Raw genomic sequence first — 21,229 nt, forward strand, 5'->3', positions numbered from 1 at the left:
GGCGGTGTGGGCGCGGCGGAGGCCGGAGAGGCCTCGGGCCAGCGCGCGGTCACAGCCGGCTGCTGCGCGTTGGTCGCAGGCGCGCCGCTTGGCGGCTGCTGGGCGACCGGCGGCGCATTGGTTGCAGCGGGCGCGGGCGCGCTCATGTTCGGCGTGCCTGGTGCGGCACTCGTCTGCGGAGCGGTGTATTCGGCGCGCGCGTTCTGCATCGCTTGCGGCACGGCCGAATCCGCCTCGGGCGTGTCGGTCGTCGCCTGCGCGGTCTGGGAGGATTTGCCGCCTGCGGCGCGCAGATACCAGCATTGCCGCTTGGTCGTGCGGTCGAGACGATAGTACCAGTGTTGCCCCTGCGGCGCGGCGCCCTTCGGCGAGGCGAGGCAGTCGGCGGCCGCGTTGGCTGTGCTCGATGGCGCCGGCGCGTTCTGCGACACGGCGGCCAGTGGCGCGCCGGCAATGATGCTGCCGACTAGCGCGGATACGAATTTTGCGGTGCGGTTGCCCATCCTGGTCTCCCGGTTACGCATGACGCAACTCTTAACCAGCCCTTTGTCATCAAAGACTTGGGTGGCAATGAGCCGCAAATCCGGAGAGGATGTGGCTTGAATTGGGCTTGCGGCGCGTTCGTTCCGCCGCGAGATCAGGCATTTCCTTGCGCGTTACTGCTTCGCCGAGCTCCAGGTTCCGCCGCAGCCATCGGAGCGCCGCCAGGTTCCGGAACCGCTGCGAGCGCCGAGACGGCCGGAGCCTGTGAAGGTCACGCCGTCGCCTTGACCGACCGTGCTGACCGAGCCGCTCGGGCTGACGGTGCCAGTGACACCCTGGCCGATGACCTTGCCCGAGGAGACGACGACCGCACCGGACGTGGTGCCGCCGCAGCCGACACTGGTGACCACCCAGGCGCCGTCAAACCCGCCACCTCCGCCACCGCCGCGCGCCGCGAGGCGTGGTTCCACGAGATGCCCCATTTGCTGTTGTCCGGGCCGTAGACGATCAAGCCCCAGGGCTTGAGATCCTCCATCTTGCGCATGCGCAGCAACAGGCCCTCGGTCGGCTCTCCATTCGGCGCCATCGAAATCCGCTGCTGGAGCTTTGTGATCGCGCGAGCGAGTCCGTCGGGGGTATCAGGGTCGAAATTGAGCTCGTCCGCAGTGCCGACAAGCAAGGCCAGTGTCGCCAGCCCCAAAACGCGATTGAAAATCCTCGCGCGCATCAAAATTCCCCAAAATAATGGCGCCACTCTACCAGCCCGGCGCGCGCGAAAAGTGGTGCGAGAGACGGTGGTACCCACACACGTGTCCCGGACGCGCTGCAGCGTTCTTACGCTGCTGCGCAGAGCCGGGACCCAGCGCTGCCCGCGCGCCGCTGCGACATGGGCCCCGGCTCTGCAGCGCACCGCTAAGGGGCGCTGCGCTGCGTCCGGGGCACGAGAGCCGAGGAGGCTGAGGCGCTCGCAATAACGGAGTATGAGGTTGCAGCCCGCTCCAAGTGACGCTGTCTGCGATGACACCGAGTATGTGGTGCAGACACGCCTTCGCGCTCTCGCGGCGCGTTTCGCCCGAGGCTTGCTGTCGTTCGCGCTCCTTGAAGACCAAAGGGCGCAGGGAAGGCTGGGCGCCGGCGGCACCCGCAAGTCCGTGCGCGACGAAGATGCACACGGGGTGGACCACAGGTGATGCCGGTCGCCCGGCCTTCCCTGCGCGGCTGGTTTTAACGGTGTCCTTCGTGCTCTCCCCGGGGAGCGATGCACTATTGCCCCCGTCGCCTTGCGGATGATCGATGCGCGTGCCCGGTCGGGCCGCCGCATCACCGCAAGCCTTGACGCACAGACCCCGGGCGTCAGGACCACACGACTTCTCCGTCCGCGGACGATCCCGCCGAAATACCCGGAAGGCTTGCGTGTGCTCGCCCCCAGGCATCGACGAAACCGCTGTGACCGCGCCGTGTCGTATCGCGTCGCCTGAGGACTCACGGTTGCCCGCCCTGTCATCATGCTGAGCCGCGCCGGCGCTACCGCGTCCACCGCCACCCGGCCCGCATCTCGTGACGATCGCGAAGCGCCCCTTTGGCAGGGGCCGGGATGGGCGAGGATATGCCATAAATCCGAAATTCGGGAAAGTGGAATATTTTTACGCCAAGGGCTTGACCGGGTGTTTTGCCCGACGCCTCTCGGGAGCCGCCGTCAGTTCTGCTTGCCGTTCTGCATGGCGCAAACGGCCCATCGCCACGAATGACCCAAGCGGCCCGGCGGATGTGCTCGCTTAGTCGGCGCTCTTCCCAGGAAGGTTCACGCGATTCCGGAAAATTTCGCGGCTCCTCAGGGCTCGTGTGCAGTCATAGGATTGGATCATCCGCGCGAAGATGCTTCAATTCCAATTCCATTCATTCCGGTCTCGTACGTTGGCGGCAGAAGCGCATCTGCTCGTCAAGGCGGGGCCGTAGCCGCCAATAAAAGCGCATGGGGGGCCGTCATGTCCGTGTTGTCACGCCGCGATTTCCTGGCATTGTCGACGTCAGCCGCAGTTGTCGGTCTCGCCGCGCCCGCCGGCGCCGCGATGGGGCCGAACGACAAGTACGATCTGGTGATCCGGGGCGGCGAGGTGCTCGACCCCAGCCAGTCGCTGCGCGCCAGACGCGATATCGGCATCCGCTGGGGCGTGATCGAAACGGTACAGGAGGCGATCCCGGCCGAGCGCGCGCTGAAGAGCATCGACGCGTCAGGCAAGCTCGTGATGCCCGGTCTCATCGATCTGCATAGTCACGTCTACCCCTACGGCTCGGCAATCGGTATTCCCGCCGACGAGCTGGTGCAATTCCAGGCCACGACAACCGTCGTGTCCGCGGGCGACGCCGGGGTCAACAATCTGGCGGCGCTGCGCCGGTTCATCGTGGCCCAGACGCGGGCGCGGATGTATGCCTTCGTCCATATCGCCAATAACGGCCTGTCGGCGTTCCCGGTCGCGGAGCTGTACAATATCGACGTCGCCCAGACCGAAGCCTGCGCGATGGCGCTCGCCGAGAACGCTGATTTCCTGCTCGGGGTCAAAGTGCGGATGTCGGAGAACGTGATCTACAAGCATGGGCTCGAGCCGCTGAAGCGCGGCATCCAGGCTTGCGAGATGTGCGGCTGGCCGGCGAAGATGATGGTGCATATCGGCGGCGTCGAGTCCAAGGAGCTGATGTCGCAGATCCTCGACCTGCTCCGCCCGGGCGACGTGCTGACCCATGCCTATTCGGGCGCACCGAACATGTCCAACGTCTTCACCAATATCGTGCAAGAGGGCAAGCTGCTGCCCGCGGCCCTGGCGGCCAAGCAGCGTGGCGTCATGTTCGACGTCGGTCACGGCGGCGGCAGCTTCGATTTCACCGTGGCGGAAGTGGCGATCCCCGGTGGGTGCACTCCGGACACGATCTCCTCCGATATCCATGTCTTCTCCGGCAACTCGCCGGGCATCCCGTTCCTGCCCAACGTGATGAGCAAGTTCATGACGCTGGGCTTCACGCTGGAGCAGGTGGTCGCGATGGCCACCACGGCTCCGGCGAAGATCATCAATCGCGCGCCGAAGATCGGCACCCTGCAAGTCGGAGCGCCCGGCGACGTCGCCATCATGGAGCTGGTGGAGGGGCCGGTCAGCTTCCTCGACACCCGCAACAACAAGAGAGACGGCAAGGCCCAGCTCAAGCCGGTCCAGACTGTCATCAACGGCGTGCCGTTCGGCCGGCCTTATCAGGCGCCGTTCGCGGTGCGATAGAGAGCCGGCCGGTCTCAGCTGTTGTGGGGACCCGCATGAACCAGTGCGACGCGCGAGTTATCCAGGCTGCATCGAGGCTGCAGCCCGCAGGGTGGGGTGAGCCCTGCTCCTGATCGAGCCCGTTCGCCTGGAAACTTCTCACCCCCGCCGTCGTTGAATCGTGGCTGAGGACAGGCCATGCCGATCAAGGACCAGATCAAGAATCTCGCCAAGAAGCTTGTGGAGGAGCATCCCGATGCGGCAACGCTGCGGGCGCTGGTGCGGGCCCGGAAGCCGGCAGCCATCCGTTTTCGCGACGATGGCATCGTGCCGAACAATCCGAGTTTTCCGGTGTTGCTCTATCGCGGCGCGGTGAATCTGAAGTCCAGGCGCTTTCCCCCCGAGGTCATCATCGACACGCTGTTCGATACAAACGGCTGGGGCCGGTCGTGGCGGGACACCGTGTATGACTTCGTCCATTATCATTCGCAGATCCACGAAGTGATGGGCGTGGCGCGCGGCACCGCCAGGGTCGAGTGCGGCGGGATCAAGGGGCGCATCCTCCGCGTGAAAGCCGGCGACGTTCTGGTGTTGCCCGCCGGCACCGGACACCGGTTGATCGAATCCAGCCGGGACTTCGGGGTCGTCGGAGCGTATCCGCAGGGCGGGACGTACGACGAGTGCACCGACATGCGAGAGCGTCCCGATGCCGTCAAGCGCATTGCCAAGGTCCGCAAGCCGAAGTCGGATCCTGTCCTCGGCCGCGGCGGTCCGCTGCTCACATCATGGCGGACCGCGCGGTCGCGTTCGTGACGCGAGGGGTAGCGCTCCGCTCACCCATTCTTCGCGCTCACCCACCGCGCTCAGGTCAGATAGTCGGGCGTGAAATCGGCAAACCTGCGCAACTCGTCGGGCTGCAGCAGCTCGATCTCGTTGCCCTCCCATGCGATCAATCCGCGATGACGCAGTTCCTGGATGGTGCGATTGACGTGCACGATCGACAGGCCGCAGGCATCGGCGACGTGCCGCTGCGTCATCGGCATCTGGAAGCAGGCGTCCTTGAGAAGGCCGACGATCTCCAGCCGCGCCGCGAGCTCGCAGATCAGATGCGCGACCTTCGGCAAGGCCGCCTGCGCGCCGAGCCGGGCGATCCATTGCCGCGAGATCGCCGCATCGATCAGCGTCTCGCGCCAGAACGCGCGGGTCAGATGGATCGAGCCGTCGAGCAGCTGGCGGAGCTGGCTGTGCCCGACGTAGCCGACGACGGTCGGGCCGAGGCCGACGAGGTCCGCATCCGTCGGCGAGACCAGCAGCGTGTGCAGGCAGGGCATGTCGCCGGGAACGTGGAACGCGAGGATCTGGCTGCGATCGCCGACGATGCGGGCCTGGTAGAGGAAGCCGCTGACGACGAAGACGCAGCGCGCGGCGGCCTCGCCCTGACGCAGCACGATCTCGCCGTCCGCGACCTGGCGTAGCGTGGACGGCAGGCCCGCGATCTGCCGGCGTTCGTCCTCGGACAGGCCTTCGATGGCCTGGAGACGCGCGATGAACTTCGGATGCGGCATGAGCCTCGCGCGTGCTTCAGCAGTCTCGCGGCACGTCGATGAAGCGCCGCGAGAGCTTTGCGATGGTCCAGTCGGAGACCTCGGTGCTGCGGAACTCGCGGATGGCGTGGGCGAGTTCCTGATCCGACATCGGATGCGCCGGCTCGCGCAGCGTTCCTTTCTCGAAGGCATCGCTGATGCAGTCGAGGTGTTCGCTGGTCTCGGATGCGAACAGGCCGCGGATGCGCTCCAGGATCGTCGTAGGGCTCATGAGAAGGGCCGGCTCGGTTGGTGATCGAGGTGTGGTGTGGGTGCGACCCGTACGATCGCAAACGGATTAGCAACCTGTGCGTCCGTCTCGCGTTCTAGTCCGCTGAACCGAGGCCAGAAGTATCATTTGATAGATCCGGCGCGATTTTTGGTGGTCTCATGGAAAAAGCCCACGACGTGCTGATCCGGAACCTGAGCGAGCACACCTCGCTCACCGGGGAGGATCTCGACGAGATCCGCGCGCTCACCTTTACGCAGCGTGATGTCGCGCCCAACGAGGATTTCATCCGCCAGGGTGACGAGCCCGAACATTCGGCGCTGGTCGTCTCCGGCATGGTGGCGCGTTACCATCTGCTCGGCAGCGGGGGGCGGCAATATCTCGCGTTCCATATCTCCGGTGACCTGCCGGATTCCCAGGGTCTGTTCATCGACCAAATGGACCATGGGCTCTCCGCGCTCGGGCACGCCTCGGTTGCCTTCATCCCGCATCGCGAATTGTTCACGGCCTTCCGGCGCCGGCCCACTTTCGCGCTCTCGGTCTGGCGCGAGACGCTGCTCGATGCCTCGATCTTCCGCGAGGCCATCACCAACAACAGCGCCCGGCCGATGCAGGCGCGCATGGCGCACCTGTTCTGCGAGCTGTTCTACCGCGCCCGCGCCGCGCAGCTCATCCGCGGCAATCGCTTCCGCCTGCCGATCAGCCTGGTGCAGCTCGGCGAGACGCTGGGCATGGCGATCGCGACGGTGAACCGGACGCTCGCTGACCTCAGACGGGGCGGCGCGATGGATCTGCGCGACGGGGAGCTCATCGTCCTGAAATGGCGCGAGCTGCAGCGGCTCGGCGATTTCAGCCCGGCCTATCTGCATCTGAAGCGTCAGTCGCCACCGGAGACGTGAGCCGCAACGGTGCTAAAGCATGATCCGGACAAGTGCGCAGCGGTTTTCCGAAAAGATCAAGCTCGAACGACAACCTGAAGCGCGAATGACGATGCATCCTGATCGTATCGCGCTTTAGCCATCGGCAGGTGTTGCTCCGCCCAGCACCTCATCAAAATGCTTCCTTACCCAATCGTTGCAGCTGCAGGCTCTGGCTTCGAGCGCTGTCCCGTCGAGGATCAGGATGGCGCCGCGGCGGGTCGCGAGGATGCGCCTTGCCTTGAACATCTGGATGACGCGGCTGGCATAGCTGCGGGAGACGCCGAGCATGCCGGCGAGTTGCTCGTGGGTGAGGGGGATCTCGGCCCCGCCGATACTCTCTTTCGCGGAGATGATCCATTTGGCGGCGCGCTGCTCGATCGAATGAGCGGCGTTGCAGGCCGCCGTCTGCAGCAGCTGCGCGAATTGGCAGTCGGCGTAGCGCGAAAAGACCTCCTGAAGCGTGGCCGACCGCTGCTGTGCCTGCTCGAGTGCGCGCAGTGGCAGCCGGACGAGGGTGCCGCCCAGCTTCACGACGATGCGCGAATATGCGAGCGAAGGGTTGCGGCCTGCGGCAAGGCCCACCGCACCCTCACGGCCCACCAGCAGGCTTTCGACCTCGCGATCGTCCTCGACCGGCACGGCGAACGATACCAGTGCGGAACCGCAGGGAAAGTGTACCGCCGCCACGTCGTCGCCGGCGTGATGCAGGACGTGGCTCGCCGCGAGTTCGACCGGCTGGAGGTGAGGCGCGAGCAGTTCGAAATCCTGGTGGGTGAGCTGCCGGAGCAGATCGTTCGGGGGCCGACCGGTCACAGTTTCTTCTCTGGGCTGGCCGGGAATCGGCGCCAGCCAGAACCCTACGTTTCCGCAGCGGAACCGACGGTTCCAAAGTGCACACAAGCGGCCGTGCATAGTTGAGATGCTAGCGCGCGGGCTTGGACTCCCGGAAGTTGGGAGGGGCGAGTCTGCATGCGCGTTCTTAGCGCAGCGCTGATCTGGCGAGGTCTGTTCAGGAGTGAACATAGCGCGCTTGCGGATTGGCGTAGCATGTGGCGCCGAGCGCCGTATTCCGTGCGCTTTGCCCGAGGACCGCCGGCCTCAATCCGCCAAAACGCCGCTGGGCCGGCGGCCCGAGGGGCGGCGACGATCATCACCCGAAGCGTGCTTCGCGATTCCACGAAGATCGGTGCAGCGCTGCGTGCGCGCGATAGGCGTCGATCGCCTTGTTGGCGAGCATCAGCTGCCGGCGTTCGCCGGTTCTGAGCTGACCTTCGATGGCGTCGAGAATGACGTTGGCGCTCTCGTCCGGCGGACCGAGCTCGCCGCTCTGCTCCAGGCAGCTCCAGGCGATGAAGAATGCGCTTTCGACGGTGCAACGAATGGACATGGGCTGCCAACGCGGCGGGGCAGCAGGCGTTCCGTCACGCGGGCCCAACTTGCGTCGGGCCCGCTGCGTGCGGCTCAGTTCTTCAGCACGATGCGGCCGACGACCTTGCCGGCACGAAGCTCGTCGATCCATTTCTGGACGTCGCCCATCGGCTCCTCGCGCATCGGCGTCGGCTTGATCTTGCCGGCGCGCGCCAGCGCCATCAGCTCCTGGGCCTCCTTGAGCGTTCCGACCATGAAACCCTCGATGGTCATGCGTTTGTAGACCCATTGCACCATCGGCAATGTGAACTGGCCGCCCATCAGGCCGGAGACCACGATCTTGCCGCCGCGCGCGGCGACCGCGACCGCAAAGGCCATCGACTTCTCGTTGCCGGCGAAATCGACGATCTCGTCGAAGCCGCCTTCGGTCTCCTTCAGGATGCGCTTGATCACGTCGGGCTCGGACGGATCGTAGGCGTTGGCTGCGCCGCTCTTCAGCGCGGTGTCGCGCGCGGCCGGCGACAGGTCGGCGACCGTGATCGGCTGCTTGAACATCGCCTGCGCGAACGACAGGCCCATCATGCCGACGCCGCCGAGACCGATCAGCAGCAGATTGCGCTGGCGCGGACGGTCGACCAGGCGCTTGAGCGCGCCATAGGCGGTGACGCCGGAGCACATCAAGGTCGCGGCCTGGTTGACGGGCAGGGGATCGTAGTCGAGCAGATATTTCGCGTCGGGCACCAGCACGTGGGTGGCGAAGCCGCCGTCGATGGAGACGCCGAGGAAGCGCTGCTTCACGCAGAGATTCTCGTCGCCATTGGCGCAGTCGCGGCACTGGCCGCAGCCGATCCAGGGGAAGACGGCCTTCTTCGCGCCGACGAGGCCGGTGGCGACGTCGGGGCCGACTTCGTCGACGACGCCGGCAATCTCGTGGCCGAGCGTGAAGGGCAGCGTCATGCCGCGCGTGGTGTCGAGCTTCTTGCCGCCGCCGAGATCGGCATAGCCGTCCTGGATGTGCAGGTCGGAATGGCAGAGGCCGCAGCGCTCGATGCGCACCAGCACCTCGGCGCCTTTCGGCTTCGGCGTGTCGACGATGGTCTCGCACAGCGGCGCATCAAACTTGACCAGGGACTGCCGACGCATCAACGCCATATTTCTTCCTCCGAAATTATCGCTCTGTTTCGGTTCGTATATTGGCCAATTCACACGCCATGGCAACAAAGCCCGAGATCGGAATGGTCTCGGCGCGCCGCGTCGCATCGACGCCGGCGGCCGCAGCGAGCCGCGCGGGGTCGACGCCCAGCGACTTCAGACTCTGCCGCAACATTTTCCGGCGCTGACCGAAGGCGGCCGCGGCGACCTGCTCGAGCAGCTTGCGATCGCAGGCAAGCGGCTCTGCGCGCGGCGTGAGGCGCACGACGGAGGAGGTGACCTTGGGCGGCGGCACGAAGGCGGACGGCGCAATGTCGAACAGGATCTTGGTCTCGCAACGCCAATTGGCGAGCACGCCGAGCCGGCCATAGGCCTCCTCGTCCTCGCGCGCGACGATGCGCTCGCCGACCTCGCGCTGGAACATCAACACCATCATGTCGTACCAGGGCGGCCAGGGCTCGGTGGTGAGCCAGCCGATCAAGAGCTGGGTCGCGATGTTGTAGGGCAGGTTGGCGACGATCTTCGCGCGTTCGCCATTGAGCAGCGGGCGGGGATCGAAGGTCATGGCATCGCCATGCACGATCTCGAGCCTGTCAGGGTAGCGCGCGGAAATATCCTGCAACGCCGGGATCGCCCGCTCGTCATGCTCGATGGCGATGACGCGCCTCGCGCCGAGCGCGAGCAAGGCGCGCGTCAGCCCGCCCGGGCCGGGGCCGATCTCGACGATGGTGGAATCTTCGAGTGGCACTGCCGCGCGCGCGATGCGGGCGGTGAGATTGAGGTCGAGCAGGAAATTCTGGCCGAGCGATTTGCGCGCCGACAGCGCGTGCTGGCGAATGACCTCGCGGAGCGGCGGGAGGTCGTCGATCGCGCTCATCAGCTTTGCGAAGCCGCCATGCGGCTGGCCAGCTGAAGCGCCGCGATCAGGCTGGCCGGATTGGCCTTGCCGGTGCCGGCGATGTCGAAGGCGGTGCCGTGATCAGGCGAGGTGCGGATGAAGGGCAGGCCGAGCGTGACGTTGACGGCGTCGTCGAAGGCGACGGTCTTGATCGGGATCAGCGCCTGGTCGTGATACATGCAGATGGCGCAGTCATAGGTGCTGCGCGCGGCCTCGTGGAACATGGTGTCGGCGGGTAGCGGGCCCCTGGCCTCGATGCCGTCGCCACGCAGCGTCTTGAGTGCGGGGGCGATGATCGTCTGCTCCTCGTGACCGAGCGAGCCGTCCTCGCCGGCATGCGGGTTGAGGCCGGAGACCGCGATGCGCGGCTGCGCGATGCCAAAGCGGGATTTCAGCTCGGCTGCGACGATGCGAACAGTCGAGACGATCAGCTCGCTGGTGAGCTCTGCCAGCGCATCGCGGATCGAGACGTGGATGGTCACGGGCACCACCGCAAGCCGCGGCGACCACAGCATCATCACCGGCTGCGGCACGCGGCCGCCTTCCGCAGCGAGCTCGGCGAGGAATTCGGTGTGGCCGGGATGACGGAAGCCTGAGCGGTAGAGCACGCTCTTGGCGATCGGATTGGTGACGACGGCGCCGGCGCGGCCCTCGCGGACATCGGTGACCGCCTGCCGGATCGAGGCGAGCGCGGCCGGCGCGCTCGATGCGTCGGGCGTCCCGGGCTCGGCGGTTGCGCGCTCGCCGGTGGCGACCACCGGGAGGGCGTCAATGAAGGCGGAAGCGGCCTCGTCCGGGCTCACCGCCGCGGTCTTGACGTCGGCACCCAGCGCGGCGGCGAGCGCCTTGGCGCGCCGGGCGATCAGCGCCTCGTCGCCGAGCAGATAGAAGGCGGGCAGGTTCAGTTCACGGCGCCGGAGCCAGGCTGCGATCGTGATGTCGGGGCCGATGCCGGCGGGCTCTCCCAGGGTCAGGGCAAGGGGAAGGGTATGCGGTTTGGCTGCGCGATTGGCCATCAGCGGTTGCGATATTCGATCATCGCCGCCTTGCGGAGCTCGTCGAGATAGGCCTTCTGGGTCTTCTCGTACTTCTCCTGATACATCTTCTCGCGGACCTCGCGCTTCTTCGGCGTGTCGATCATGGTCGGCTTGCGCGAGCACAGCACCACCATCTCGATGCCGTTCTTGGTCATCTCGGGCGCGGTCAAATGGCCGATCGGGGTGTCGTCGAGCACCTTGCGCAGCGCCTCGGGCAGCTCCGCGGTGGTCTTGGTGACGCTGTCGCGGATGGTGGCGTTCGGCGTCGAGCGGAACAGCGAGTTGGCTTCCTCGCAGCTTCCGACGCGCGCGCGATAGCTCTCGGCTTCCTTCTTCCGTGTTTCCAGGAACGCCGCGGACGAGCCGCGCGGCACGATCAGCACGATCGGCTGCATCTTGTATTCGGTGCCCTCGATCTGGAGCTTGTCGCCGGTCTGGGCCTGCACGGCCTGCGCGACGTCGCGCTCGCCGACGAGCAGCTTCTCCTTGAAGCGGCCGCGCACGAGGCTGGTCCAGACCATCTCGGCCTTCATGCGGCCCTTCAGCGTCTCGGGGCGCACGCCTTTGGATTCGAGCGACTTGGTGAGCTGGTCCGGCGTGATGCGCATGCGCTGCGCCATGCCTTCGTAGGACTGGTTGATGTCGGAGACGCCGGGATCGACCCCGAACTTCTTGCCCTCCTTCATCTTCACCTTGTCGTCGATCAGCTCGTTGATGACCTCCTGCCGGCTCGGGGTCTTCTGCGTCGTCAGCTGGTCGAGCTTGGAGCGCTGCTCGATGTCGAAATCGGTGATCGGGTCGCCATTGACCATGACGACGATGTTCTGCGCGCGCGACGGCGAGGGCAGTCCGGTCAGGACCAGTCCGGCAGCGATGGCGAGGAGAAGGCGGAAGACGGGCAATGGGGTCGTCATGATTGTCGCTCGCATGTCAGCCGCGTCGAGCCTGTGATGGGGGCAAGCGCGGCCGGCACTTCAAACCGTTCACTGGAGGCCGGCGGAACTGCTGGTCGTCGACGAGGTCGCCAGCGTGCGCAGGCCGATCTGGAACATGAACGCATGGCTCAGGACGGGCGGCGCGGTGCCCGCCGAGTAGCTATACGAAGTTACGTAGTTCGCCGCCAGCACGAAGCAATCGTCGACATAGCCGGCACCGAGCACATACTGGTTGATCTTGTTGGCCTCGAGGTCCCACCGCGCCGAGCCCGACACCACCCAGTTGGTCGCGAGCTTTATGGAGCCCGAGGTCAGGATGCCCTCGCGGCGGGTCAGATAGCCGAGCTCCGGCTGCGCCGCGTAATTGCCGTACAGCACGCTGACCGCCCAGCGATTGAAGTTGGCGCGGCCTTCCGCCTCGAAGCGCTGCACGTTCCAGGTCTGCTCGTCCATGCGGGAGCGGACGCTGAACGTGTAGGTGCTGTTGGGCGAGTAGCTGGCGCTCGCGACGTAATCGGAACGCGGCTTGTCCAGGCCGGAATTGAGGCCGGTATTGATGGGGTCCTGGACCGCGAAGGAGTTCATGCCGAACAGCTGGTAGGACTGGCCGAACAGGGCCTTGACGGCGCCGCCCTTGTCGAACTGCGTGGTGGACTGCACGCCGACATTGGCGCGGCCGCCACCCTCGACGCGGTCATAGCCGGAGAACTTGTCGACGCTGAACAGGTTCGAGGCGTCGAACACCATGCTCTGGGCGTCCTCGTTCGGGAGCTTGCCGGCATAGGTCTCGTTCGGCCGGATGATGATCTGCGCGATCGGCTCGACGGTGGTCGAGCCCCAGGGCTGAACGTTGATGAAGGGGTAGCGGTATTCCAGGCCCACGGTCGGCATCAGGCGGAACGCCTGGGTGTCGCCGACGGGAAGATAGTTCGACACGCCCGGCTGGTTGGAGACCGAGGAGTTGATCGCGTCGGCGCGCAGGCTGGCGAACGGCGTCCAGATCTGGCCGAGCGGATCGGTGAAGGATTTGCGCCACTGCGCCTCGGCCGTGAGGCGGGTGTAGGTGCCGGGGAAGCCGCGCAGCAGGCACTGCGACGGCGTGCGGGCGAGCGGATCGGCCGACGCCGTCGTGCACAGGCTGTTGGTGTTCGCGATCGTGGTGATCGGATCGAACACCGCCTGGTCGCGCGACATGTTCACGAAATTGGTCTTGTAGCTGAACTCGCCGCCGAACACCGGATAGTTGAGCACGTTGGCGTAGTCGATCACCGGATAGACGATCGGCACCTGGCTCTGGTTACCCGAATAGCTCAGCCAGTACATCGTGCGCGCGTCGAAGAAGCTGCGGTTGCCGACGCCGGTCAGATAGAGCTGCGACAGCGCCTCCGTCGGCAGCAGCAGGAACGAGCCGAGCGGATCGCGGTACTGGTAGAGCCGGTAGTCCGAGAAGAAATAGTAGTCGGACATCAGGACGCCGTCCCAACCCCAGACCCATTTGTCGTTCAGCGCGAACTGACCCTTGGTGTCGACGGCGCCGCGGAACTGCTTGTCGCCCGGCTGCCCGGAGAACGCGCCGGGATCGAGCTGGTCGATGCCATAGGCGCGGATCTGGTAGGCGCCGTCGATCAGGCGCTGCCGGAATTCTCCCTGCAGCAGCACGCCTTGCCGCGACAAGAAGCGGGGGTTGATGGTCGCGTCCATGTCGGGCGCGATCGCCCAATAATAGGGAACCTCGACGCCATAGCCCGTGTTCGTCGTGCCGGAAACATAGCCCGGCATCAGGAAGCCGCTCTTGCGCTTCACGGTCGGGTCGGGCGTCGAGAAATAGGGCATGTAAGCGAGCGGCACACCGAAGAATTCGATCTGCGCCGTCTCGAAATACAGCATCTTCTCCTGCTGGTCGTGGATGATGCGCGCACCCTTGACCTGCCACAGCGGCGGCTTCTTCGGATCGTCCTTACACGGCGCGCAGGCCGTGTAGACGCCGTTCTCGAACACTGTGTAGTTGCCGCTGGAGCGGTCGGCGCGGCTCGCGGCCATGCGGGTCTGGTCGGCCGTGTCCACACGCAGCGAATCGACGAAACCGTCGCGGTAATCGTCGGAGAGATCCATGATCTCGGCATAGGTGATCTTGCCGTCGGCATCCGTCATGCGGATGTTGCCTTCGGCATGCAGCCGCTTGGTCTTCTGGTCGTAGATGACCTTGTCGGCCTCGACGCTGGTGCCGTTGTAGAACAGCTGGACGTTACCGACCGCGGAGACGCGTGAATTGTTGTAGTCGTAGTCGACCTCGGTCGCCTGAACCAGCATCTGGTTGTCGTTGGCGGCCTTCGGCGGCTTCGGACGCGGCGGCAGCGGATTATAGGTGAAGCTCTGGGCCGAGGCGGGGGCCACGGCAGCAACGTCGATCAGCGCGCCGAGCGATGCCACGGCAGCGACAGCCATCATGAGCCTGCGAAGAGACAAGCCGGACCCGTTCGCGCGCATCACGATGCGGCGCGTCAAACGAGACACGAGTCCTCGATGGACGGCAGTCACTAACCGTCCTCCTGGTACAACAAGGCCAAAAAGCCGGTGAGGCCGCCCACCACCACGGGCAACCACGCCGCAGCGATCGGATGCATCAACTCAGCCTTGCTCAAGTCTTCAGTCACTTTCGACAGAACGTAGAGCAGAAAGCCTGCGCCCACGCCACTCAAAACCATCTTCTGCACGCCGCCCATCCGGAAGAAGCGCAACGACACGGAGGCCGCGAGCATCACCATGGCCGCAAGCAAAAACGGCTGTGCCAGAAGCTTCTGATACTGGAGTCGGTATCCGGCTGTCGCGAAGCCTGAGCTCTCGGATGAGCGGATGTAGCTCGGTAGTTGCCAAAAGGACACAGTCTCGGGGGTGGAAAAGCTGTTGCGGACCTGCGCCTCGGTGAGCGTCGTTGGAATCTCCATGGTGGCCTGGTCGATCGGCGGGGAGTCCAGCGAGAAGCGGCGAACGGATTTGAACAGCCAGTGGCCGGACTCCAGTGTCGCCTCGCGCGCCTCGATCCGCTCCTTGAAGTGACTGTCTGTGTCAAAGCGGAACAGCGTCAGGCCGGTGAGTCGGACGCCCTGCTGCTCGCTCCGCGCGGCGTTGATGATGGTCTGGCCGTCGCTGGTCACCTGATTGAGCCAGAAGCCGGAAGCGTCCTGGATGCCGCCGCCGGGCGCCGAGCCGAACAACTCGGCTTCCATGCGCTTGGAGAGCTCACGCAGATTCGCCGACATCGGATTGTAGGCGACGGTTGCGATCACCCCGATCAGGAGCGCGCTGCCGAGCGCCGGTGAAATGAACTGCCATGCGGAGATGCCGGCGGCGCGCGCAACCACGAGCTCGAGCCGGCGGGAGAGGGCGAGATAACAGGTCATGGCGCCGATCAGCATGCAGAACGGCGTCAGCTTCTCCAGCAGTTGCGGCACCCTGAACAGCGAGGTCTCGGCCACCATGAGCGCCGAGGCGGACGCCAGCCCCGAGGTCTTGCGCACCATCTCGATGTAGTCGACCAGCACCAGCAGCAGGAAAATGCCCGCGAACACGCCGAGCGCCGCGACCACGAAGCGGCCGGCGAAATAGCGTCCGAGTGTGTTGGTGAGCATGCTCATGCGGTGGCTGGCCGTCCGAACAGCTGCGCGATGCGCGCGTTCGACCTGTTGATGGCCTCCATGAGGCCAGGGGGCGGCTCGACCACGACGCCGCGGATGATCATCCACAGCCCGACGCCGATGGCGCCCATGACCATCGCATATTGTACCAGCACCGGGCTCGGCGACTTCACCGCCATGACCGAGCAGGCAAAGCCGGCCATGCGCAGGCCGAACACCGCAACGACCGAAGTGCCGATCGAGAAATTACGGCTCTGGCGGGTGGTGCGGGGCGCACCGAGGAAGGCGAAGGTCAGCACGGCGAAGGCGAAGGGATAGATCGGCGCGAGCAGGCTGTCATGCAGGGCCGAGCGGAACTGGCCGGGAATCTGCTTGTAGACGGGGTCGTTGTCGGACGGCGCGAGCAGCTCCCAGAGATAGCGCTCGCGGATGCCGAGGGTGACGTCGCGGCCCTGGTTGGAGAACTTCGACATGTCGAAGCCGTAGCGGCCGAACGCCACCAGCGCGGGATCGCGCTTGCCCGCCTCGAAGCGCTGGAGATTGCCGGTCTCCAACACCAGGAACGAGCCGGTCTCGTTCTTCACGACCTCGCCGTGCTCGGCGACGATCGAGACGCGCTCGTTGGGATCGCGGCGGTCGTCGATGAAGATGCCGGCAAGGATGCCGCCGGGCTGGCGTTCGCGAATCCGGATCGTGAGGTTCTTGTCGAGCTGGGCGAAGCGGCCGGGCTGCAGGATGTTGGTGAGCACGTCCGCGGTGATCTCGGCATCCCACTGCTTGATCCGCCGCATGCCGTCGGGGGCGAGATAGGCCGCGATGAAGGCAACCAGCAGCGCCACCACGCAGGTGGCGTAGAAGAACGGATAGAACAGCCGGAACGGCGACAGGCCGGCGGCATTCATCACGATGATCTCGGAATCGGTCGCGAGCTTGTTCAGCGTGTGCGAGATCGCGATCATCAGCGCGATCGGCGAGATGATCAGGACCAGGGCCGGCACGACGAGGCTGGTGATGCCCAGGAAGGTGAGGATGGTCTGTCCCTGGCTCGTCATCAGGTCGATGCCGCGCAACGCCTGCGTAATCCAGATCACGCCGGTGAGGCTGACCAGGATCAGCGCAAACGACGCCAGCGTCGTGCGGAAGATATACCTATCGATCGACCCCATGCGCTACCGCACGAATCCCACCAAGTCCCCAATGTCGGCCGAAACTCCGCTGTCCAACCAATCCCCGATCAGGGGATCCCCAAGGTTGGCGAGCGCCTCTTCCGCCAGCTCACTCTCTCACTACCATCCCTTTGATCCGTCAACAAAATGGCTGCCCCGTGGCACCCTCATAATATGGTTAATATTTCCCTCGTTGTTGCCTTGAGGCCACGGGGGGTGCTTGGCATCTGCCGGGGCGCTGGCCCATAGTGCGGGAGGCTTAGTGAATCGCCGTTCAGGTCCGGCCCTGGCCAGGAACCGTGACCAGCAAAAAGACCAAGATTTTTGAAGGAGTTACCCATGTCCGATGCCATCAAGGTCGGCTTTGTCCCGTTGTCTGCCGCCGCCCGTGGCATCCTGGTCGTGTTTTGCGACGACAGTCTGAAGGTCGGTCCGGCGACGGCCAAAGCCCTGGGCGGCGCTATCGAACTCGTGAAGCGTGCGGCCATCGCCGCCGCCTTCAAGGGCAAGACCGGGGCTGCGCTCGACATCCTGGCGCCGGAAGGAGTGAAGGCCACCCGTCTGCTCGTGATCGGCGCCGGCAAGGCGGCCGGCCTGAAGGCGAACGATTTCCTCAAATTCGGCGGTGTGGCGGCGGGCAAGCTTGCCGCCGGGGCGGCCGCCATGACCATCATGGCGGAACTGCCAAGTGGTGCCATGACGAGCGAGCAGGCGGTTGCGATCGCCTCGGGCCTGCGCCTGCGCGCCTACAAGTTCGACCGCTACAAGACCAAGAAGAAGGACGGCGAGGAGGGTGGTTCGCGCGCCGACATCACGCTTGCTGTCGGCGATGCCGCTGCCGCGAAGAAGGCGTTTGCCTCGGCCGGCCACGTCGTCGACGGCGTGATCATCGCGCGCGATCTCGTCAACGAACCGCCGAACGTGCTCTTCCCCGAGGAATTCGCGCGCCGCGCCAGTCAGCTCCGCAAGCTCGGCGTCAAGGTCGAGGTGCTCGACGTCAAGGCGATGCAGAAGCTCGGCATGGGCGCGCTGCTCGGCGTCGGCCAGGGCTCGGCGCGGCCGAGCCGCACCGTGATCATGCGCTGGGACGGCGGCAAGAAGGGCGAGGCGCCGGTGAGCTTCGTCGGCAAGGGCGTCTGCTTCGACACCGGCGGCATCTCGATCAAGCCGGCCGGCAGCATGGAGGATATGAAGGGCGACATGGGGGGCGCGGCCTGTGTCGTCGGCCTGATGCACGCGCTTGCCGCGCGCAAGGCCAAGGTCAACGTGGTCGGCGCCATCGGCCTCGTCGAGAACATGCCCGACGGCAACGCGCAGCGGCCGGGCGACATCGTGACCTCGATGTCGGGCCAGACCATCGAGATCATCAACACCGACGCGGAAGGCCGGCTCGTGCTGGCCGACGTGCTCTGGTACGTCGCCAAGAAGGTGAAGCCGAAATTCATGGTGGATCTGGCGACGCTGACCGGTGCGATCGTGGTCGCGCTCGGCACCGAGCACGCCGGCATGTTCTCCAACAATGACGAACTCGCCGAACGCCTGCTGGCGGCCGGCATCGAGAGCGGGGACAAGGTCTGGCGCATGCCGCTCGGTCCCGAATACGACAAGCTGATCGATTCCCAGTTCGCTGACATGAAGAACACCGGCGGCCGCCATGGCGGCTCGATCACCGCGGCGCAGTTCCTGCAGCGTTTCGTCGACGGCACGCCCTGGGCCCATCTCGACATCGCCGGCACCGCCATGGGCGCGCCGAAGACCGACATCAACCAGAGCTGGGCAAGCGGCTATGGCGTCCGCCTGCTCGATCGCCTGGTCGCCGACCATTACGAGCGCAAATGACCTGAGATGACCGAAGTCCTGTTCTATCATCTGCAAAACATGACGGTGGAGAACGTGTTGCCGCCGCTTCTCGAGAAATCGCTCGAGCGCGGCTGGCGCGTCGTGGTGCAGTCGACCTCGGAAGAGCGGGCCGATGCGCTCGACGCGCATCTATGGACCTATCGCGACGATTCCTTCCTGCCGCACGCGACATGGCGCGTGAACGATGCCGCCGATCAGCCGATCGTGCTGGCGATCGAGGAGGGCAATCCCAACGGCGCCCATGTCCGCTTCCTGGTCGACAATGCCGCCCTGCCGCAGGACGCGCAGGGCTATGCGCGCATGGTGCTGCTGTTCAACGGCGACGATCCGGACGCACTCGCGCTCGCCCGCAGCGCCTGGACGGATTGCAAGGAGCGGGGATTTGATGTCACCTATTGGCAGGCCGACGAGCGGGGCCGATGGCAGCGTCGGAATTAGGGGTCCTTCGCAATTAATGATAATTTGCACTTTTCGGGCGATGCTGGCTTTTGTCACCTTCGTGCCGCAAAGTGATGTTGGGACAATCGCTTAGGGCTGGTCCTTCACGCGGGGAATTTGGTTTATCGTGCGACATCAAAAGCTTCCCAAGTCGCTCATAGTTGCGTTGGCTGCCGTAGCACCGCTGGTCGCGGGCTGCTCGGGGACCGATCTGCTGTCCAAGGACGCACAATGGTTCAACACGCCCAGCCGTCTCTTCATCAAGAACATCTCGATCGAATCCCCGCCGCTGACCCCCGACAAGGCGGTCGGAGCTGAGGATCTCGTCAGCGCCGACGGCGGCTGTCCCGGCATGGCGCCGCCTCCCGGGCCGGCCGATGCCAATGCATCGACGACGGCACCGGCGCCGACGGGCGGCACGGTCGCGCTCGGCCACACCGAATGCGACGTGGTGCGCGGCATCGGCGCGCCATCGAACGTCAATCTCTCCAATGATGCCGTCGGCCGCCGCGTTGCCGTCGTCACCTGGGCCACGGGACCGCGCGCCGGCATCTACACGTTCACGGCTGGACGTCTGTCGTCAATCGAGGGCAACCCCGATCCGCAACCGGTGCCGAGGGCGACCAAGCCAAAGCCGAAGAAGCACGCGTAAGCGCGGATCCCCGGCACCACAACGGATCGGCTGCGCGCATCGGAGAAGTTATTGTACTGCTCCATAGATCGCCGTCCGCTTAAATGACGCCATCGATGCCGTGCTTCTGAAGGACACGGGCGAGCGTGGGCGGCCCCGATCGGAAGTCCGCTTCGCGCGCGAACCTCAGAGCATCGGCTTGGTGTCGAAGCGATCGGGTTGGGGAGCGCGGAAGCGGCCCTTCATCTTGAAGCCGTCACGCATATTGAGGCCGAGAAGACCGATGTTCGTCGCGCCGGCCAACAATTCGAGAGTCTGTACCGCATAGAACGTGGTGTCGAACTCCGCGGCGTTTGCCTTGGAGGCAAGAAACAAGGCGGCGGGAATGAGAACGAGGATGCCGTTGCCCGCGATGAACGGCATGCGCTTGATCTTCGCGCCGATCAGGCCAGCGCGCCGTCCCTTTGCCAGAAAGAAACCCGAACCTCCCGTCACCGCCAGCGCCGGAACCAGCAACAGGAAGCCCCAGGGGATGGCTGTCTTCACCAGGGTTACGCTCGCGTGTGATGCGAATAGCTCGGAGAGAGCCGTGGAGAGCCAGAAGGTCGCAATGGTCGTCAGCGCGACCACGCCCGCGACGGGGTGAATGATCTTGGTCATCGGGTCCTGCTGTTCTTTAAGGCGAGCTACGCGACGCAGACGCCGGGCACGGCGACCTTCTCGAACAGGTGCGGAGAGGCGACGGCGGAGGAGGGATAGGCTGCGATCTTCGATCTGAACTCAGGATGTGTGAACGCGGCCCGGAAGTGGGCAGTCGATTCCCAGACGGCATAGTTCAGATATGTCGGGCTATCGCCGATTGCGCGGTGAAGCTGGGTGGCAATGAAGCCCGGCTGCCGCTTCATGAAGGCTGCATCGTCCTGCCAAACCTGGAGGAAGCTCTGCTCGTCGGTCTTGTCGAGCGTGAACACATTCACCAGCACTGCGGGGCTGGTGTCGATGCCAAGCTGACGTTCAATGGGAAAGTTAGGGTCCAGAGGGCGTAGGTGCGCCATGGCAGGCTCCGTTCGATATGGCAATATGGTGTCAATGTGGTACTATACGTAAGTAATTACTTGACATCATGATGTCAATAACAGTTTATGGTGACGGATGCCGAAATCCTTGCGAACGCCGGCCGGTGATGCTCTGTCGAACCTCGTGCTTGACCTGTTCCGGCTGAACAGCCTGCTCCTGACCGCAGGGGACCGCTTGGTGGCCCGGCTCGGGCTCACGAGCGCTCGCTGGCAGATTCTCGGCGCCATCGTGCATGCGGAGCGCCCCCAGCCGGTGGCTTGGCTTGCCCGCGATCTGGGTGCCAATCGCCAGAACGTGCAGCGGATCGTCAATGATCTGCACGCGGAAGGCCTCGTTGCTTTCGAGGCCAATCCGCATCACCGCCGAGCGCAACTCGTCGTCCTGACCGACAAGGGGCGGCACGCTTTCGATGCCGCCATGGCTTTGCAGGCGCCGTGGGTCAACGGCCTTTCGGATGGGCTTCCGGTCAAGGACCTGCAAACCGTTCATCGCATCGTCGCGGACCTGCGAACGAAGCTCGAGAGCGAGACAGAGAGCCAGACCTAGCGCACGGCGAGCAGGCGGAATTGACG

The 21,229-nt window shown here is 65.2% G+C and carries 21 protein-coding genes and 1 pseudogene; 7 read left to right on the forward strand and 15 right to left on the reverse strand.

Features of this window, described 5'->3' with window-relative positions:
* Positions 1-524, reverse strand: a pseudogene (locus XI03_RS14445) (hypothetical protein); the annotation flags it as partial.
* A 132-nt stretch (positions 525-656) separates the two neighbouring features.
* Entirely contained in the window at positions 657-953 is a 297-nt protein-coding gene (locus XI03_RS14450; RefSeq protein WP_244429075.1) for a hypothetical protein, read from the reverse strand.
* 1,515 nt (positions 954-2,468) lie between these two features.
* On the opposite strand from XI03_RS14450, the gene XI03_RS14460 reads away from it, so the two are divergent.
* Together XI03_RS14460 and XI03_RS14465 are read left to right on the forward strand one after the other, a co-directional pair.
* Positions 2,469-3,749, forward strand: coding sequence for an amidohydrolase family protein (locus XI03_RS14460; protein WP_152103063.1), 1,281 nt, complete (start codon positions 2,469-2,471; stop codon positions 3,747-3,749).
* Positions 3,750-3,926: 177 nt separating this feature from the next.
* A complete protein-coding gene (locus XI03_RS14465) occupies positions 3,927-4,541 on the forward strand; it encodes a cupin (protein ID WP_097668185.1) in 615 nt (204 codons plus the stop codon).
* Between the two features lie 50 nt (positions 4,542-4,591).
* Here the strand turns inward: XI03_RS14465 and XI03_RS14470 are convergent, their stop codons facing one another.
* Both XI03_RS14470 and XI03_RS14475 read right to left on the reverse strand, forming a co-directional pair.
* Positions 4,592-5,293, reverse strand: a complete 702-nt coding sequence (locus XI03_RS14470) for a Crp/Fnr family transcriptional regulator (RefSeq protein WP_028145015.1) — start codon at positions 5,291-5,293, stop codon at positions 4,592-4,594.
* Between the two features lie 16 nt (positions 5,294-5,309).
* A complete protein-coding gene (locus XI03_RS14475) occupies positions 5,310-5,543 on the reverse strand; it encodes a hypothetical protein (RefSeq protein WP_028145014.1) in 234 nt (77 codons plus the stop codon).
* 158 nt (positions 5,544-5,701) lie between these two features.
* Between XI03_RS14475 and XI03_RS14480 the strand changes: the two genes are divergently transcribed.
* On the forward strand, positions 5,702-6,439 hold the full coding sequence (locus XI03_RS14480; protein WP_038972967.1) for a Crp/Fnr family transcriptional regulator: 738 nt from the start codon (positions 5,702-5,704) through the stop codon (positions 6,437-6,439).
* A 114-nt stretch (positions 6,440-6,553) separates the two neighbouring features.
* Here XI03_RS14480 and XI03_RS14485 read toward each other — a convergent pair whose 3' ends face one another.
* The 9 genes from XI03_RS14485 to lptF form a co-directional block, all read right to left on the reverse strand.
* Complete coding sequence (locus tag XI03_RS14485; RefSeq protein ID WP_028145012.1) at positions 6,554-7,273, reverse strand: Crp/Fnr family transcriptional regulator; 720 nt, start codon at positions 7,271-7,273, stop codon at positions 6,554-6,556.
* Between the two features lie 337 nt (positions 7,274-7,610).
* Positions 7,611-7,847 carry a hypothetical protein gene (locus XI03_RS14490; RefSeq protein WP_028145011.1) on the reverse strand — a complete coding sequence of 79 codons (237 nt, stop codon included), beginning with the start codon at positions 7,845-7,847 and terminating at the stop codon, positions 7,611-7,613.
* Positions 7,848-7,921: 74 nt separating this feature from the next.
* Entirely contained in the window at positions 7,922-8,980 is a 1,059-nt protein-coding gene (locus XI03_RS14495) for an alcohol dehydrogenase (RefSeq protein WP_271592495.1), read from the reverse strand.
* A 16-nt stretch (positions 8,981-8,996) separates the two neighbouring features.
* Positions 8,997-9,857 carry a 16S rRNA (adenine(1518)-N(6)/adenine(1519)-N(6))-dimethyltransferase RsmA gene (rsmA, locus tag XI03_RS14500; RefSeq protein ID WP_028145009.1) on the reverse strand — a complete coding sequence of 287 codons (861 nt, stop codon included), beginning with the start codon at positions 9,855-9,857 and terminating at the stop codon, positions 8,997-8,999.
* Positions 9,857-10,894 (reverse strand): 4-hydroxythreonine-4-phosphate dehydrogenase PdxA, encoded by a 1,038-nt coding sequence (pdxA, locus tag XI03_RS14505; protein ID WP_038946520.1) that lies wholly within the window; start codon positions 10,892-10,894, stop codon positions 9,857-9,859. Before pdxA ends, rsmA begins: the two co-directional genes overlap by 1 nt.
* The gene (locus XI03_RS14510) at positions 10,894-11,829 is read right to left on the reverse strand and encodes a SurA N-terminal domain-containing protein (RefSeq protein ID WP_028145007.1); all 936 of its coding nucleotides are present in this window, start codon (positions 11,827-11,829) and stop codon (positions 10,894-10,896) included. The genes pdxA and XI03_RS14510 overlap by 1 nt, the downstream gene beginning before the upstream one ends.
* A gap of 69 nt (positions 11,830-11,898) precedes the next feature.
* Entirely contained in the window at positions 11,899-14,298 is a 2,400-nt protein-coding gene (locus tag XI03_RS14515) for an LPS-assembly protein LptD (protein ID WP_442869721.1), read from the reverse strand.
* Positions 14,299-14,387: 89 nt separating this feature from the next.
* Positions 14,388-15,485, reverse strand: a complete 1,098-nt coding sequence (gene lptG / locus XI03_RS14520) for an LPS export ABC transporter permease LptG (protein ID WP_028145005.1) — start codon at positions 15,483-15,485, stop codon at positions 14,388-14,390.
* On the reverse strand, positions 15,482-16,651 hold the full coding sequence (lptF, locus tag XI03_RS14525) for an LPS export ABC transporter permease LptF (protein ID WP_028145004.1): 1,170 nt from the start codon (positions 16,649-16,651) through the stop codon (positions 15,482-15,484). The genes lptG and lptF overlap by 4 nt, the downstream gene beginning before the upstream one ends.
* A gap of 339 nt (positions 16,652-16,990) precedes the next feature.
* On the opposite strand from lptF, the gene XI03_RS14530 reads away from it, so the two are divergent.
* From XI03_RS14530 to XI03_RS14540, 3 genes are all read left to right on the forward strand, one after another.
* A complete protein-coding gene (locus XI03_RS14530) occupies positions 16,991-18,490 on the forward strand; it encodes a leucyl aminopeptidase (RefSeq protein WP_271592496.1) in 1,500 nt (499 codons plus the stop codon).
* Between the two features lie 6 nt (positions 18,491-18,496).
* Positions 18,497-18,949 (forward strand): DNA polymerase III subunit chi, encoded by a 453-nt coding sequence (locus XI03_RS14535; RefSeq protein ID WP_018317550.1) that lies wholly within the window; start codon positions 18,497-18,499, stop codon positions 18,947-18,949.
* A 166-nt stretch (positions 18,950-19,115) separates the two neighbouring features.
* Positions 19,116-19,601, forward strand: a complete 486-nt coding sequence (locus XI03_RS14540) for a hypothetical protein (protein WP_038946527.1) — start codon at positions 19,116-19,118, stop codon at positions 19,599-19,601.
* 165 nt (positions 19,602-19,766) lie between these two features.
* Here the strand turns inward: XI03_RS14540 and XI03_RS14545 are convergent, their stop codons facing one another.
* Positions 19,767-20,240 (reverse strand): hypothetical protein, encoded by a 474-nt coding sequence (locus XI03_RS14545; protein ID WP_271592497.1) that lies wholly within the window; start codon positions 20,238-20,240, stop codon positions 19,767-19,769.
* Positions 20,241-20,266: 26 nt separating this feature from the next.
* Positions 20,267-20,635, reverse strand: coding sequence for an antibiotic biosynthesis monooxygenase family protein (locus XI03_RS14550; protein WP_271592498.1), 369 nt, complete (start codon positions 20,633-20,635; stop codon positions 20,267-20,269).
* 97 nt (positions 20,636-20,732) lie between these two features.
* Here XI03_RS14550 and XI03_RS14555 point away from each other — a divergent pair, with 97 nt between their 5' ends.
* Positions 20,733-21,203, forward strand: coding sequence for a MarR family winged helix-turn-helix transcriptional regulator (locus tag XI03_RS14555; RefSeq protein WP_038972959.1), 471 nt, complete (start codon positions 20,733-20,735; stop codon positions 21,201-21,203).
* Positions 21,204-21,229: the final 26 nt, after the last annotated feature.

Origin of the sequence: Bradyrhizobium sp. CCBAU 65884 (genome assembly GCF_028128835.1) — a bacterium.
GTDB classification, from domain to species: domain Bacteria; phylum Pseudomonadota; class Alphaproteobacteria; order Rhizobiales; family Xanthobacteraceae; genus Bradyrhizobium; species Bradyrhizobium ottawaense.